Annotated in this window: 13 protein-coding genes; 5 read left to right on the top strand and 8 right to left on the bottom strand. The window is 47.3% G+C overall.

The genetic code is table 11. From position 1 onward, the window contains the following. Window positions 1-17: 17 nt before the first annotated feature. Window positions 18-1,877 (top strand): cation:proton antiporter, encoded by a 1,860-nt coding sequence (locus ACQ4M5_RS06115; protein ID WP_430674725.1) that lies wholly within the window; start codon window positions 18-20, stop codon window positions 1,875-1,877. Here the strand turns inward: ACQ4M5_RS06115 and ACQ4M5_RS06110 are convergent. The 5 genes from ACQ4M5_RS06110 to ACQ4M5_RS06090 all read right to left on the bottom strand — a co-directional run bounded on the left by ACQ4M5_RS06110 (window position 1,836) and on the right by ACQ4M5_RS06090 (window position 9,659). Then, window positions 1,836-3,179 (bottom strand): DUF2254 domain-containing protein, encoded by a 1,344-nt coding sequence (locus tag ACQ4M5_RS06110; protein WP_430674724.1) that lies wholly within the window; start codon window positions 3,177-3,179, stop codon window positions 1,836-1,838. The two genes, ACQ4M5_RS06115 and ACQ4M5_RS06110, sit on opposite strands and share 42 nt — an antisense overlap. Beyond that, window positions 3,157-4,170 carry a mechanosensitive ion channel family protein gene (locus ACQ4M5_RS06105; protein WP_430674723.1) on the bottom strand — a complete coding sequence of 338 codons (1,014 nt, stop codon included), beginning with the start codon at window positions 4,168-4,170 and terminating at the stop codon, window positions 3,157-3,159. Before ACQ4M5_RS06105 ends, ACQ4M5_RS06110 begins: the two co-directional genes overlap by 23 nt. 87 nt (window positions 4,171-4,257) lie before the next feature. Continuing rightward, window positions 4,258-5,532: a TIGR00341 family protein gene (locus ACQ4M5_RS06100; protein WP_430674722.1), complete on the bottom strand. Its 1,275-nt coding sequence runs from the start codon at window positions 5,530-5,532 to the stop codon at window positions 4,258-4,260. 135 nt (window positions 5,533-5,667) lie between these two features. Beyond that, on the bottom strand, window positions 5,668-6,609 hold the full coding sequence (locus ACQ4M5_RS06095) for an S-layer homology domain-containing protein (RefSeq protein WP_430674721.1): 942 nt from the start codon (window positions 6,607-6,609) through the stop codon (window positions 5,668-5,670). Window positions 6,610-6,932: 323 nt separating this feature from the next. Next, window positions 6,933-9,659: an MGH1-like glycoside hydrolase domain-containing protein gene (locus tag ACQ4M5_RS06090; protein WP_430674720.1), complete on the bottom strand. Its 2,727-nt coding sequence runs from the start codon at window positions 9,657-9,659 to the stop codon at window positions 6,933-6,935. Window positions 9,660-10,447: 788 nt separating this feature from the next. Between ACQ4M5_RS06090 and ACQ4M5_RS06085 the strand changes: the two genes are divergently transcribed. The 3 genes from ACQ4M5_RS06085 to ACQ4M5_RS06075 all read left to right on the top strand — a co-directional run bounded on the left by ACQ4M5_RS06085 (window position 10,448) and on the right by ACQ4M5_RS06075 (window position 12,453). Beyond that, complete coding sequence (locus tag ACQ4M5_RS06085; protein WP_430674719.1) at window positions 10,448-11,011, top strand: class I SAM-dependent methyltransferase; 564 nt, start codon at window positions 10,448-10,450, stop codon at window positions 11,009-11,011. Window positions 11,012-11,018: 7 nt separating this feature from the next. Then, the gene (locus ACQ4M5_RS06080; RefSeq protein ID WP_430674718.1) at window positions 11,019-11,759 is read left to right on the top strand and encodes a glycosyltransferase family 2 protein; all 741 of its coding nucleotides are present in this window, start codon (window positions 11,019-11,021) and stop codon (window positions 11,757-11,759) included. Between the two features lie 232 nt (window positions 11,760-11,991). Then, window positions 11,992-12,453, top strand: a complete 462-nt coding sequence (locus tag ACQ4M5_RS06075) for a hypothetical protein (RefSeq protein WP_430674717.1) — start codon at window positions 11,992-11,994, stop codon at window positions 12,451-12,453. Between the two features lie 446 nt (window positions 12,454-12,899). Here ACQ4M5_RS06075 and ACQ4M5_RS06070 read toward each other — a convergent pair whose 3' ends face one another. The 3 genes from ACQ4M5_RS06070 to ACQ4M5_RS06060 are packed head-to-tail and all read right to left on the bottom strand — an operon-like array spanning window position 12,900 to window position 14,750. Further along, window positions 12,900-13,046: a hypothetical protein gene (locus ACQ4M5_RS06070; protein ID WP_430674716.1), complete on the bottom strand. Its 147-nt coding sequence runs from the start codon at window positions 13,044-13,046 to the stop codon at window positions 12,900-12,902. 15 nt (window positions 13,047-13,061) lie between these two features. Next, the gene (locus tag ACQ4M5_RS06065) at window positions 13,062-14,399 is read right to left on the bottom strand and encodes a ferredoxin reductase family protein (protein ID WP_430674715.1); all 1,338 of its coding nucleotides are present in this window, start codon (window positions 14,397-14,399) and stop codon (window positions 13,062-13,064) included. A gap of 12 nt (window positions 14,400-14,411) precedes the next feature. Next, window positions 14,412-14,750, bottom strand: a complete 339-nt coding sequence (locus ACQ4M5_RS06060) for a phage holin family protein (protein ID WP_430674714.1) — start codon at window positions 14,748-14,750, stop codon at window positions 14,412-14,414. 377 nt (window positions 14,751-15,127) lie between these two features. Here ACQ4M5_RS06060 and ACQ4M5_RS06055 point away from each other — a divergent pair, with 377 nt between their 5' ends. Beyond that, the gene (locus ACQ4M5_RS06055) at window positions 15,128-15,250 is read left to right on the top strand and encodes a hypothetical protein (RefSeq protein WP_430674713.1); all 123 of its coding nucleotides are present in this window, start codon (window positions 15,128-15,130) and stop codon (window positions 15,248-15,250) included. Window positions 15,251-15,269: the final 19 nt, after the last annotated feature.

The raw sequence follows: 15,269 nt of genomic DNA, 5'->3' as shown, positions 1-15,269 counted from the left end.
GCTCTGAAGGGAGGGGAATGGAAGACTCTTTAACGACCACAGTTTTGATTAGCACTACCGTTGGGGTTGGCATTGGCGCTCAGGTGGTCGCTCGATACTTGCAGATTCCTAGTATTGTTGTTTTATTAGTGTTTGGTCTTGCTCTGGGGTCGAGTGGAGTGCAATGGCTCGAACCCTCTGTATTGGGTAATGGGCTGGAAGTTATTATTTCGTTCTCGATCGCGCTAATTCTATTCGATGGAGGACTGAATTTACAGATTCGTGACCTTAGCAGCGTTTCGGTTAGCCTTCGCAATTTGATCACGATCGGCGTTTTGATGACGCTACTCGGTGGTGCGGTTGCGGCTCATTTCATTGCTGATTTTCAGTGGGCGATCGCATTTCTTTATGCGTCTTTAGTGGTTGTGACTGGACCTACTGTAGTTACGCCTTTATTGAAGCTAGTGGGTGCAGAACGACGAGTTGCAACACTGTTAGAAGGGGAAGGCATTCTGATTGACCCGATCGGAGCCATTCTTGCAGTGATTACGCTCAACATTGTGCTGAGTCAGAAGGCAGTCCCGCTCGTTTTCATTGATACAGCGATTCCATTGATGCTGTTGAAAGGATTAGTTCTGCGCTTGGGGATCGGAGTTGCGATCGGCTTCATCTCTGGTGGTTTGCTCAGCTTGTTGCTCAAACAATCCAAGGTTCTACCTCAAGAATTAAAGAATCTTGTGGTATTGGCGGCAGTTTGGGGCGCGTTTAGTTTAGCGCAAGCATTACGAAGTGAGTCAGGATTACTAGCCGTGGTAGTGATGGGGATCGTCATTCGAGCGGCTGATCTACCAGACGAGCGGTTACTGCGGCAGTTTAATGAACAGTTAGGGATTTTGGCAAACTCAGTGCTATTTATTCTGCTTGCGGCTGACTTATCGATCGAGACTCTGTTTGATTTGGGGCAGGAAGGCATTCTCGCAGTTTTAGCACTGATGCTGATCGTTCGTCCGATTAATGTTTTGATTTCGACTTGGAATCGTGGCTTTAGCTGGCAACAGCGATTTTTTCTGTCCTGGATTGCGCCGCGTGGCATTGTGGCAGCTTCAATGGCATCATTGTTTGCAATTTCTCTAAGCAATCAAGGAATGAATGGCGGTGATGCACTTAAAGCGTTAGTGTTTCTCACGATTCTCATGACTGTCTTTGTTCAGGGACTGACAGCAGGTTGGGTTGCACAGTGGCTCGGTCTGCGGGCGGAGCAAGTGAGAACCGTGATTGTGGGTGAGCATTCATTGGCGCGATTGTTGGCGCAGTTGCTTCAGCAAAAAGGTGAAACCGTCGTTTTGATTAATTCTCAGGCGAGTGAAGCAACTTCAGATTCATCGAGTGACATTCCGATGTTGAGCGATCGCTTAAATTTAGAAGAGCTAGAAGCAGAAGGAATCTCTTCGTTTAATTCGTTTCTCGCTTTAACCGGGAGTCCAGCGCTGAACGGAATTTTAGCTCAACGCGCTTCGGAACGCTTTCGCCCCGATTTGATTGCTATTTTGGTTCAGTCGGCGCTAGAAGATGGAAAGAGTCTCAGCGCGATCGCGCCAGAAATTCAGGTTGCTTTTACTCCCCAGATTTCTCTAGAGGTATGGAATGATTTGCTCGATCAGAATGAAACACAGCTTGTCGAAATTGTTCTACGATCGCCAACTTTTGCACAGCAACAAACGCAATTACAATCCTTGATCGCCTCGAACGAGTTACTGCCATTGTTAATCGAACGAGACCAAAATTTGCGGATTGTTCTTGCTAATGAAACATGGCAAGCGGGCGATCGTATCATCGGCTTGCTGCACAAATCTACATCAGAGTTGTCTCAATTCGGATTCGTTTGCTTCAGCATCTAATGCTGATAAAACTTGTTGATACCGTTGCTCTACATCATTGCGATCGCATTCTTCAGACAGTCCACTCTGACTCCCTCGCCAAATCATTTGAGCATGACGACGTAAGACCGCTCTTCGTTTTGCAGTTTCGACATAAGTAGCGATCAGCGCGATCGCTTCGAGCAATCGAATCGTGACCGCAGCATCCGATTGTGAGGACTGCCGAATTTGATTAAAAGCGCGATCGATCAGAGCTTCAAAAGTCGTTGGCTCTGCAATAATTCGCAGCGTTTGATGGTCATCGTAGCGGTAACGAGAAGGAATGTCTCGCTGTGCTAATCGGCTTAACCCTGCACTAAGGTGATCGATGCAGCGAATTGCTGTGAATGGATCATTGACCGCAGGAGAAAGCGCTCTTAATGCGATTTCAACGAGTTGCTCGATCGGAAAGGCAATGTCTTGTTGTTCCGTTCGTTCGTTGCCGAAGATAAAAGCTTTCTGAATTTGTTTGACGAGTTTCGGGGAAAGGCGGGAGTGTGGGTAAACCAGAACTAGCGAAGTGGTCGGAATCACGTACTTTCCGGGTCTTGTTTTAATGCAGAACACAACGTCAGCTTCACAAGCAAGTTGCATGAGTTCCTCATCGTCGATCGCTTGTAAGTATCCTTTTTTTATTGCTTTAATCGGTGCAGATTGCTGCTCGAACTGATGGGGAAGTTCTCCGACTTGTCGCGGCGGATGTTGTCCAATTCGCTCTGGGTAAAGTCGATCGATCGCGCGATCGAGATCATCACTTACATTGATAAGTACTTGCGAAACTTGAATGATCGTCGAAGCATGGTGAATGAAATAGATTAAAACACCTGTGCTGATAATGGCAAGCACCACGCCAACTGTAACCGCTATCTGAGGAACAAACGGCGAATAGTCCTCACCTTGAATGGTTCTCAACACTAATAGACAATAAATAAAGGTTCCAATAAAGGTTCCTAAGACAAGCTGATTGCCAATATCCTGCATGAAATTTCGCAGCAAACGCGGTCCGAAATTAGAAGCAGCAAGTTGTAGAGCAACGATCGTGATCGAAAATGCGGTTCCTGCAACGGTGATCATCGATCCCGCAATCGCAGATAATACAGCCCTCGCACCATCCGGTCCGCCTGTATAAAGCCACCAAAGCTCGGTTGTTCCTGACTCGCTTGTACGATCGAGATGAAGCATTGTGAAAGCGAGTGCGATCGCAGCAATTAAAACGAGCGATGGAAGAAACCAGTAGCTCGATTGTAAAGTGTCCCAATACTTACTCAGCTTGGTGTTTTTCATGGTGATTTGAAGATGGATGACCGTTCTGCTGAACGCTACGCTCTGCTAATGTTCGGAGTGCCCCGCTAATGCTGCGAGCGCGAGGAGCTTGTTTCTGTCCAGCGGGCCATCCTTCTCGCTGTCGAGTGCGATCGCCATCGGTGTCTTCGGTCTGATCGTGAAAGAGAATTTGCTGCGTGGGAAAAGGCAAATCAATTCCATTCGCGGTTAGTTTCTGCTTGATCCCTGTGAGGACTTGATCGCGCGATCGCAAATCATCAATTCGACGGGGTGGATTAATCCACCAGCGCACTCGAATGTTCACGCTACTTCCTGCAAGTTCCATGACTAACACATCGGGTGCCGGATCACGCAGCACCTCATCGATCTCTTCTAATGCTTGGTAAATTAGGTGTTTCGCTTGTTCGATGTCGTCACTGTAACCAATTCCGACATCATATTCCATGCGGCGATTTTCAAAGGCAGTGTTCACCGTCACCGAATTCGTGAACAGTTCAGAGTTCGGGATCACAATGCGGCGATTGTCATAAGTTCTAATCGTGGTTGCACGAGTTTCAATGTTCTCGACGGTTCCCTCAAAGTTCTTAAACACAATCTGATCCCCGATCTGAAACGGTTCAGTTAAGAGAATCAAAATTCCTGATAGAAAGTTCTGAAGGATATCCCGAAACGCAAAGCCGATCGCAACCCCGCTGATTCCAAGCAATTGCACCAAATCGCCTGCTCTAAAGGTTGGAACAACGATCGACAATGCTACGAACAAGCCAATCAGAATTGTTACTCCTTGCGCTAAGCGTCCCAAAACTAATCCTAAGTTGCGGGCACGTCGGCGGTTTTCGGTTGCTCGTCGCACCGTCCGCTTCATGGCTCTAGCAGTAAAGAAGAAGATAAAGAAGACAACAATTGCGATCGCTAAGTTAGGAAGCGAGGCGAGAAAGCCCCGCACCATTGACTCAAGCTGGTTCCAGACCGCTGTTAGCTCGACACTCATAGGACTGTTTTTAGGCGCATCGTTCGTGCCGAGTTTAGAAGAAATCGCTCAGAATAACGTCTATCTCCAGAAAAGGTGTGTCACGACTCAGGGAGGATTTAACACGGTGACACTGACAAGCGGAGTGACATTAAATCCTTGATTCAGTATGCGACTTTGGATGGTTTGCGTTAAGCGATCGCGAATCTGCTGGTCTGAAAGAGCGCTGTCTGCCTGACGTTGAACATACACTTCAACAAGCAATGTATTCTGCCCTGCGATTTCTGCACGAGTAAACCGCACATTTGCTTCAACCAGTTGGACAAATTCAGCTTGCTCGATCGCTTGTTGCACTTCTGCGTTTGCTCGTTGAGCGCGGCTCGATCGCTCAAACTCCGGTGAATTCCAAAACTGCCAAAGCAGAATTGTAGCCAGTGAAATAAGAGATACAGTTAATGCGATCGGAAAAACTCGCCGTTTTCCCCGTGAATAGCGGCTCCCTTGAGAAGACAGTCCATAGAGGCGAAAAATTAACGTCGCTGATAGATGAATCCCGAACAGTTGCAACACCAGTAAGAAAAGTCCGCTCACGGTCATGTCCCATCGCCCGATCGCGCTTGACATACCAACAATTCCAGCGGGAGGAGCAAGCGAGGCGGCAACTAACATTCCGGCTGCTGCTCCAGACACTAAACTACTGCGCTCGGACTGCACTAAATTCAGCGCTCCGGCTGCTCCCGCTGCTAATGGAATGAGAACTGCGACGGCTGAAATCTGGCTATTATCAAGCATCAATGATGTCGGAATTTGCTGTTGCAGAATGACACTGAGCAGAAACGCGATCGCAATCGTGACGCTTAAGGCTGCAACGTACCGGAGAATACTACGTCCTAGTAGCTGTAAATCTCCGCGTGCAGTTGCGATCGCGCTATTCATCGCGGGACCTGCAAACGGCGCAATTAACATCGCCGCAACTAGAAGATAGCTCGTATTCGTGTACAGTCCAATCCAAACGACGATCCCCGCAACGGCAGCATAAGCGAGAAAACTACGCCATGATCCGACGCTTTGCAATCCTGATAGGAAAACCTCGATCGGACTGCGAGAGGTTACGTTTTTGACCTGCTGCGATGTTTCAGACTCAGGAGGGCGTAAGGCAATGACTCCACTAGGTAAGAGCGTGATTTGAACCTCTGATAGCTCTTGAAGTTTGGCAAGTAGCGCTTCAACTTGGCGATTAGAGACATAAACAATCAGCAGATCAGTGGGCTGATCAAGACTTTGCGCTTCAGTCTGAATGATGTTTACTGCATCACAAGATTCAGCAATTTGGGAAACCGCTTTGCCCCGCCCTCGTGGAACTTGAATAATCAATTGACGCATGGTAAACCCTGAAACCGCTTTATCTGCTGATTCCTTTTCTAGTTCGCTAGGAGACGATCGCCATATCCTTAAAAGTACACAAAAGGGAAGAAGCTGACGCGCTTCTTCCGGCAGATTTGATCCAAGAGACGATCGCTAGCGTTGCTGAACAATGTACTGCGATGCTTGTGTACTATCATCAAGCGGTTGAATTGCGCCTTGGCTTACCAATGCCTGATGGATAAACGCTGCCATTGCTCCTCGTGTCGTCGGTTGCGTTGGGTTTAGAACTCGTGTATCGGGATGATTCACAACCACTCTGGCGCGGGTCGCTTCCGCCACCGCATCTACCGCATCAGCAGGAATGCGATCGGCATCCTGATAATATTGCACGACTTCTGATGCTGGACGCACCCCTGCTGCCTGCTGGTTATTCTGCGGAGACTGAGCCTGTGCAGGGGATTGAGTCCCTGGTTGAATGGCGGCTCGTGCTTGAGCAACTGGGGTAATGAACGGCTGAAGCAATGTAGTTGCTGCTAGAGGTAACATTTGAGGGCGAGCCGCGCGTCGCTGTTGAGGCGTTTGGGCAGGAGGTGCTGTGCTGGTGGATTGAGGGTTTCCGGGTTGAGCGGCGTTCTGTAGCGGTAGATTACGCGATAGTGCGACAAGTGCATCTGCACGACTAATCGGCTGGCGGGGACGGAAATCACCGTTAGGGTTTCCAGAAACAAAGCCTGTTTGATAGGCTTCCCGGATTGCATCTTCTGCCCAGTAGCCTTGGGGAACATCCTGGAAAGTGCTGCCGCTTTCAATCTGTCGTTCTGCGGGTTGATTAAAGGCGCGTTTCACGATCGAGGAAAATTCATCCCGTCTGACAGCTTGCTCTGGGCGAAACGTCCCATCGGGATAGCCACTAACAATATTGCGGGCTGCTAATGCTTGAATAAACGGTTGTGCCCAGTGATTTTGGGTATCGGGAAAGTTCGGAGCGGCGTTTTGAGCATTAACGGGATGTTCCAGAGCGGCAATAATCGTGGTTCCTGCAACAACTACGACTCCAGCGGTTGCAAAAAGAAATCGATCGGAACAATGAATCATTTTAATTCTCCATAACCTAATACAACTTACAGTTTTGTAGAGAGAAGAGTCATGCTTAGAGCGATCGCTAATGTTTAATCGCCAAGCAAGGAGGCGTAAACACTAAAGTTCTTCAGGTCATCGATATCAGGTCCGTCCGAGGCTGCGGTGTTGCGATAGTCGAAATGGAATCCTTCAAATTTCAGTAGCGCCATGATAGTTTTCTCCATGTTTAAACGATTTGCTCTTCACTGTTTCGAGGGGATTGTGCCTAGCACTATCTTTAGTGTTGAAAGCAAATGTGATTTAGAAGTGACAAGCCTGGTAAAAGGGTGATTGTAGTTCTAAACCTTGCAGTCTGTTGAAGCAATGACTTCTAATTTGGATGTCGAGATAGATTGACTCGATCGAGACGGTTCGGAAGCTAAGGGATCGCCGCCTGCACAAAGATGAATCAGCGTTGCGACCAGTCCAGTCCATCCAGTTTGGTGATTGGCACCGAGTCCCGCTCCAGTATCACCATTGAAATACTCGTAAAACAGGAGTAAATGCTGCCAATGAGAATTGCGGAAGAGATCAGTCTGGGCGTGAACTGGGCGATTGTGGTGTTCATCCATCGAAAAAATGCGAATCAAGCGGCGAGAAAGTTCTGCCGCGACTTCTCCTAGCGTCATCCATTGCCCTGAACCCGTTGGACATTCTACTTTGAAGTCCTCTCCTAGATAGCGATCGAACTTCTGCAAGGATTCAATCAGCAGAAAGTTCATCGGAAACCAGATCGGTCCGCGCCAGTTAGAGTTACCACCAAACATACCGCTTGTAGATTCAGCAGGTTCATAGCGGACTTCATGCCGTTGTCCATCAACATCGAAGGTGTAGGGATGTTCAGCATGGAACTTAGAGGCGGAACGAATGCCGTAAGGACTCAAAAACTCAGATTCATTCAGCAATCGTTTCAGAATGGACTTCAACCGTTTGTGGGGAGAAACGATCGCAAGCAACCGTCGATCGTGATCTCCAGGCGTTTCTAAAGCAGCAATGTTCCGTTGTAGATTCGGGCGGTTCTCGATGAACCATTCAAATCGTTTCTTAAAGCTATGAAATTGCTCTAACATAGACGGTTCTAGAATTTCGGCTGCAAATAGCGGCACTAATCCAACCATCGATCGAACCTTTAAGCGATGCCAATCATTGTTCGGCAGATGCAACACATCATAGTAAAACTGATCTTCGTCATCCCACAGAGAAACGCTACTCTCACCAATGTGATTCATCGCATCTGCAATGTAGAGGAAATGCTCAAAGAATTTGCTAGCAATGTCTTCGTAAGTCGGATTGGTTTTTGAGAGTTCTAATGCGATCGCTAACATATTCAGACAGTACATCCCCATCCAGCTTGTTCCGTCAGCTTGTTCGAGATAGCCTCCAGTAGGCAGTTCAGAACTGCGATCGAAGATGCCAATGTTATCTAAACCGAGAAATCCTCCCTCAAATACATTGTTGCCATTGTGATCCTTTTGATTCACCCACCAGGTAAAGTTCAGCAGTAGTTTTTGAAAAACTCGCTCTAGAAAATCAGTATCGGCGCGACCATAGAGCGATTTTTCAATCTGATAGACTCGCCAAGTTCCCCACGCATGAACAGGCGGATTCACATCACTGAAGTGCCACTCATACGCTGGAATTTGACCATTTGGGTGCATATACCATTCCCGCGTTAAGCGATCGAGTTGGCGCTTAGCGAAATCTGGATCGATCATAGCCAACGGAACACAGTGGAAAGCTAAATCCCAAGCGGCGAACCACGGAAACTCCCACTTGTCCGGCATCGAAAGGATGTCATCATTAAACAGATGAATCCATTCTTGATTGCGGGCGTTGTGGCGGTGCGGCTGCGGTTGAGTTGGATCGCCCTTGAGCCAATCTTCCATCACGTAATGATAGTACTGTTTCGTCCAGAGTAATCCTGCAAATGCCTGTCTCTGAATATTGCGAGCATCAACAGAGAGACGATCGGGTGTAATGCGCTGGTAAAACTCATCTGCTTCTTGTTGACGTTGAGCAAAGACCGCTTCAAACGATTCATCGAAGGGATCAGCTAACGTAGCATGATGGGTCAAACGGAGGTAAATAGTTTCAACCTGTTGAGGATCAAGCGTTAGTTTGTAATGCGCCGCAGCCTTCGTTCCGGTTTGTTGTGGGTTAACGGCTTCCGTTTTGCCCTGCACAATGCAATCATGAATGCCATCTTTGACATAGGGCGACGAGTTTTCAGCACCGAACAATCGATGATAGTTGGTTTCATTTTCAGTAAACAAAAGCGCATCAGCCGCTTGACAGTACAGCCATCGATTCCCCAAAGTTGGATGCGATGCACTAACCGTCGCGATCGATCCATTGCTTTGACGTTGCTGTAGTTGGGGCTTTTGGCTAGTTTGCTCCCACGACCAGGTATTGCGAAACCATAAGGTCGGTAGTAGATGCAGCGTTTTTGACTCTGCTCCGCGATTGATAGCAGTAATCCGAATCAAAATATCTTCGTCTGCTGCTTTCGCATATTCGACATAAAGATCAAAGTAGCGATTCTCAGTAAAGATGCCTGTATCTGCTAACTCAAACTCTGGGTCGTGATAGCTCCGCTGTTGATTCTCCTGCACAAGTTGAGTGTAAGGAAAAGCAGCGTGCGGATACTTGTAGAGATACTTCATGTAGGCATGACTCGGCGTATTGTCCAGATAAAAGTAGGACTCTTTGACATCTTCGCCGTGGTTGCCTTCAGGTCCTGTTAAGCCAAATAAGCGTTCTTTGAGGATGGGATCTTCCTCGTTCCAAAGCGCGATCGCAAAGCACAATCGCTGATGATTATCCGAAATTCCAGCAATACCATCCTCGCCCCAACGGTAAGCCCGCGATCGCGCTTGTTCATGCGGAAAATGATCCCAAGCTGAACCGTCAGCACTATAGTCTTCTCGGACTGTACCCCACTGACGATCGCTTAAGTACGGTCCCCATCGCCGCCAGTAAGCTTTGCGAGTCCGGTCTTCTTCCAGTCGTCTTTCTTCTGCTGTCATGATTTCCTCTCCGCTTTCAGGTGCGATCGTAGGTTGACGAATAAGAGCTTGCGTTATGACTGACCATGCGCGAAAATCGGCGTGTAGCGTTAATTCACTATCAATAGCCCTCTTGTGTGAATGCTTGGGCAAATAGAATTCGCGGAACTAGACAAACGAAGTTCGTCCCAAGCTGACTAGGGCTAACTCGGCATAGCAGAACGCCCCAATTAAGGAAACAAAGCCACCGACAAGCCAAGTCAGAAACGCCTGCACTGACTGACACTAGCAATATCAACTGTTAAACTCAGGACTGAAAAAACTTGTTTATAAAACCTTGCGTTCATGATTAGAACCTCGCGGGCAGTAGGGATAAATTGTCAAAAAATGCTCAAATTGCGATCGAGACTGCACTATTAAATGCGATCGTGTTCAAATTCTTATTTTTAGCGTCAACTGCAAATGTGACTCGAAAGTGACAAGGCGAGGAAATGAGCGTAAATATCCCTTTGGAATGAGTCAAGAACGCTGTTAATTTGTTGTGAGATCGTTCAGGAAATCAGGCTTCCAGTTCAGGAGGTGAGAAAACTCGTGCAGTACCAATTTTTAGATTAGTACGGCTCCGGAGATAGCTATTCTGCATCTCAAGGCATAAATATTCGCAACTCCGCAAATTGTACCTCTATCTTTAGCATGACGGTTCGCTCGTAGTTTACCGCTATCCTCTATACCTAAACGAACGCTAATGTAAAGATGTCATAGCTCCTCTCTACATCTACTGATTCGTAGTCAACATTTTTACTAATGTCATGTCTGAAATACTATTAGAGCCGTTGTTACGATGGCTGAGGCTGAGGCGAATTGTCTCTCAGATTCCATCGGATGCTAGAGTGCTGGACATTGGCTGCGGTCGATCTGCTACTTTGTTAAAAGCGATCGCCCCTCGAATTGACTACGGCGTTGGAGTTGATTTCAAAGTTTCTCCAGCTAAGACTGGGAATATCGAAACGATTCCCCTCAAGCTCGATCACGAATTGCCTTTTCCGGATCAGAGTTTTGATGTCGTGACAATGTTAGCTGTTCTAGAACACATTGAACATGAAACCCCGATTTTGCAAGAGGTTTATCGAGTTCTCAAAGATTCTGGAAAGCTAATCCTTACCGTTCCCTCTGTCCGGGCAAAACCTGTCCTAGAGTTTTTGGCGTATCGTCTCAAAATTGTAGACGAAGCAGAAATTCGGGATCATAAGCGGTACTACGATCGTCAAACGCTACAGCACGTCATGTTGAAAGAAGCTCCGTTTCAATTCTTCCAGCACCAGTACTTTCAGTTTGGTATGAACAATTTTTGTTTAGTTGCAAAGCGGAGCTAATCATTCGATGAAACTATCCGTTGTAATTCCCTGTTTCAATGAACGCAGTACGATTGTGCAAGTCGTGAAAGCGGTGAAAGCTTCTCCAATCGAATCACTAGAAATCATTGTTGTGGATGATGGTTCCACCGACGGCACGAGAGAACTCCTGAGATGTGCGATCGAGCCGCAAGTTGAGCAAGTTATCTATCACACTCGGAATCAGGGTAAAGGGGCTGCACTCCGCACAGGGTTTAAAGCTGCGACAGGAGATGTGGTGATTGTTCAAGATGCCGATCTTGAATATGATCCGCAAGAATTTCCCCTTCTCTTGAAGCCGATCGTTGAGGGTAAAGCAGACGTGGTGTTTGGTTCTCGGTTTGTGGGCAGCCAGCCGCATCGCGTCGTCTACTTCTGGCACATGGTGGTGAATCGAGGTTTGACGCTCCTTTCAAATATGCTGACAAACATTAATTTAACCGACATGGAAACTTGCTACAAAGTGTTCCGTCGAGAGGTAATTCAGTCGATCAAGATCGAAGAGAATCGATTTGGTTTCGAGCCAGAAATTACGGCGAAAATTGCCCAGACTGGGTGCCGCATTTATGAGGTGGGAATTTCGTACTATGGACGAACCTACCAGGAAGGCAAGAAAATTGGTTGGAAAGATGGATTGAGAGCAGTCTTTTGCATCGTGAAGTATAATTTGTTTGCTCAAATTGCTGAGAAGGCAAGTTCTCCAGCGTTAAACACCGCTTTGAAATTGTAGCTAAAACCTAAATCAGTATGGCTAAATCTAGGGTTCAGTCAGTTCTGCTTTATGCGTTAATCGTGCTGATTTTCGCTCTGTCTTTTCGATCCTTTGCTGGATTTTTAGCGCCATTTTGATTCAGACCAAGCTGTTCATGCGATGATGGCGTATGATCTGCGACTTCCTGAAGATCTGTACTACTGGGGGCAAAACCGTTTAGGGAGTTTGTTGCCCATCCTCAGTCAGACGAGTGACAGCCTTGTTCGTGCTAACGGTGTTACTAGGAAGTTTGAGCTTGCCTAGCTATGTGTTTGCAATTGAGAAATCACAATCCCGACTTTCCATGCCCCAGCCCATTGCTAATCTGGGGGAAGCTGGCTTTATTGGAGAGTACTGGGCATCTTACTTGATGTGCATTGTGGCTCCCGAACGAACCAGTTGCACCCCTCACGATCAGAATTTTTTCCGGTGTTGGCGCTGTGTGCAAGCAGTTCTAGCAGCACCCGTCATTTATCTAGTCGATCGCGATTGGTTAGACTCATTTCCAGAGGAGATCGAGCAGTTTGGTCAACGCTTAAAAAACAGTCGCCTGCTCAGGAAATCGCAGGGTATTGGATGGCTCCCTATCGCAACATCAGTGAGTCAGAATAATCAAATCATTCTGACTGAGACGGCAGGTGATACCAAATTAATCTTCGATCGCAGTACATGATGGATGCCCAAGCGAATGGAATTCGCAGTGACACAAACGAAGTCCGCCGAACACGAACTCACAGCCATTTTCTTAACCTGCGTTCGGCGGCTTTTGTCGAATTCTATTTGCTAAGACATTTTGCTAAGACATTCGCGCAAGAGACGACATGACCGAAATTACGGTCACACTCACGCATGAAACTCTATTTTCAAAGCAAGTCTAATCAACTGAAGTTGCTCTAAGAGGGTGTTTGAGAAGTATAAAAAGCGGCTTTGCTGCGTTGCCAGTCCGCCCGGAAATGAATCTCCGGGCTAATGGAGGAAACCCCGCTGAAGCGGGCTGAGAGAGTAATGCGGAGTTCTTAGCCCAGTTGAGTGGGCTTCCCACGATTAGCCCGGAGATTCATTTCCGGGCGGGCGAATGCGATCAACGATGACTTCTCAAACACCCTCTAATGCTGTTTGCTAGACTTCAAGTAATCCAGCGTTCTCTTTCGCGTTAGGACTTTGCTCGATCGTAGGACGATTCTGCATCCAAGCAAAAAAAGCTGCCGTCCCTAGTAAAACCAGCGTTAGAAAGCTCACGAGTTGCAGCATGATGTTGTAGCGCATTCTTGATCCTCCTCTTTAAGCTAAGTTGTAATGCTCTAAATGGACATTCGTTATGGGAACATCAAGATCGCGAAATGCTTGCTCGACTTGCTCCATCATCTTCGGTGAAGCGCAAATGAAATAATGGCGCGTGCCTCGACGAGCAGGAACATAGCGCGAGAGCAATTCCTGATCCACATATCCGGTTTCTCCTTCCCAATCCTCCGGAGGCTCCCGCAGAACATGAATTACCGTCAAATCCAATCGGTCCTTCAACTCCTCGATCGCTTCTCGATAGGTAATGCTATCCCAAGTTTTGTTTGAGTAAATCAGCGTGTAAGGGCGATCGTCCCCTCGCTCCGCCGCAGTGACCAGCATGCTCATGATCGGAGTAATCCCAATTCCGCCAGCAACTAAGATAAATCCTGCTGAATCCTCATAGCGATCGGTAGTAAAAACCCCGTAGGGACCATCTAAATAAGCCTTCGTTCCGGGCTTGTAGTCTTTCACCTTACTGGTAAAGTCCCCCACTGCTTTAATGCCAAATTCTAATCGCTCTGAATGTTGTCCGCTCGATGACATTGAGAACGGATGCTCTCGCATACTAAACGGCGTGATGTTGAGCGTAATCCAAGCAAACTGTCCGGGCTGAAAGTGGAATCCTTCATGCCCGATCGGGCGCAGTGCCAGCGTCCAAACATCGCCACGCTCAGGTCTCACTTCTTCTACCAGAAACGGCTTCTTTGTCATCAGCCACGGTTTAACCAAGCGAATATAAACAATCAACCAAAGTGCGACGAGTGCGATCGCTGCCCACAACACTGCTTTCCAAAACAATCCCAAATAGTTCCTAACCCCCAAAGCATGCCCTAGTCCCAATCCGACTGCTAACACCGACAAAATTGAATGCGATAGTCGCCAGGGTTCATAAGGAATCTTCAAGGGCTTGCGCCAAATCGTCGTGACAATCAATGCAATGAACGCAACGGTTCCTAACACTGCCATTCTTGCTCGCCAAGGCGCTTCAGGAAAGTTCAACAATTGAATGGTATCTGGCTGCACCCAAAACAAAATCAGCGGATGCACTAACACCATGACAAACGCTACAAACGAGGTATAGCGATGAAACGACAGAATTAGATCAATTCCGTAAGAGGCTTCAATCCGATTCACCCTCGCCGTAAGCGCAAACTGCAATGCCATCAATGCAAGACCAATGAATCCTAGTGCAACTGAAAACTCTGTCCAGAATCCCCGTCCCGCAGGCGGTGGATAGATCAACAAAACTAACAGTGGTAGAACGGTGAAAAACAGAAATGTAATAATCCAGCAAAGTGCAACGACAATCGGACTGTGCATCAATAAGTTTCGCATTCTTCAAACTCCTCAAATCAAAGATAGAAGAACGGAATTCACGATCGATAACGCGATCGAACCGAGCAAGGCACTCCAAAACCCATAGCGCAACCGAAATCCATTTACGATCGCGGCTGCAACTCCAAAAATAATTGCATTGAGAACAAATAAAAATAGCCCTAGCGTTATCAGGATAAACGGAAAGCCAAAGAAAACGAGAACAGGTCGCAGCAGCGCATTGAGTATTCCGAACACAGCAGCAGCCAGCGCAGCTTTGCCAAAATTATCAAGCTCAACCCCGATCGGAAGTCGAGCAATGATCAAAAAGCTAACAGTGGTCACAAGCCAAGTCAGGAGAATGTCAGCCATTGAAAGCCCCCCTTAGTGCAAGAAATGGAACGAGCTAACCTTACTTTCTTGGAGAATTGTGACTCAAAAATGACAACCCTAGCTGTGCTTGAAAAATTCAGTCACTCCTACAAGACAAAGCAAGATTTGGTGCTGAGAAAAGCCAGCAGAACGGAGTTCAACATCAGCTAGAAACATAGTGACTACGGGTAAAAAGATCAGACTAAAATGCGATCGCTCAGTTTGTTGAAACATTGAGTAGTAACCTCAGAAAATATCTGCCGGATCAGCCGATTGCAGCTTTCATAATGCTACGCTGCCCGAAGCCATACACATTCCAACGGTTAACAATAGGACGAGTGTGGCGCGTCCCCAGGTCATGCCGATGGAGAGTAACGTTGCAGAATTCGCCTCAAGCGGTTGCAATCGAAGCAAAAGTGTTCGCGGGATTTAGTCAACAAGAGCGATCGCAGTTCCAAGAATATTTATCGCGTTGTGCCAAAAATTTGGAGCAAGATTAATGCTTGAATGAGTGAGTGA

The organism is Leptolyngbya sp. AN10 (genome assembly GCF_050565645.1).
Lineage (GTDB): Bacteria > Cyanobacteriota > Cyanobacteriia > Leptolyngbyales > Leptolyngbyaceae > Leptolyngbya.
The sequence above is the reverse complement of the archived record's forward strand: the minus strand, read 5'-3'. Positions and strand labels throughout refer to the sequence as shown.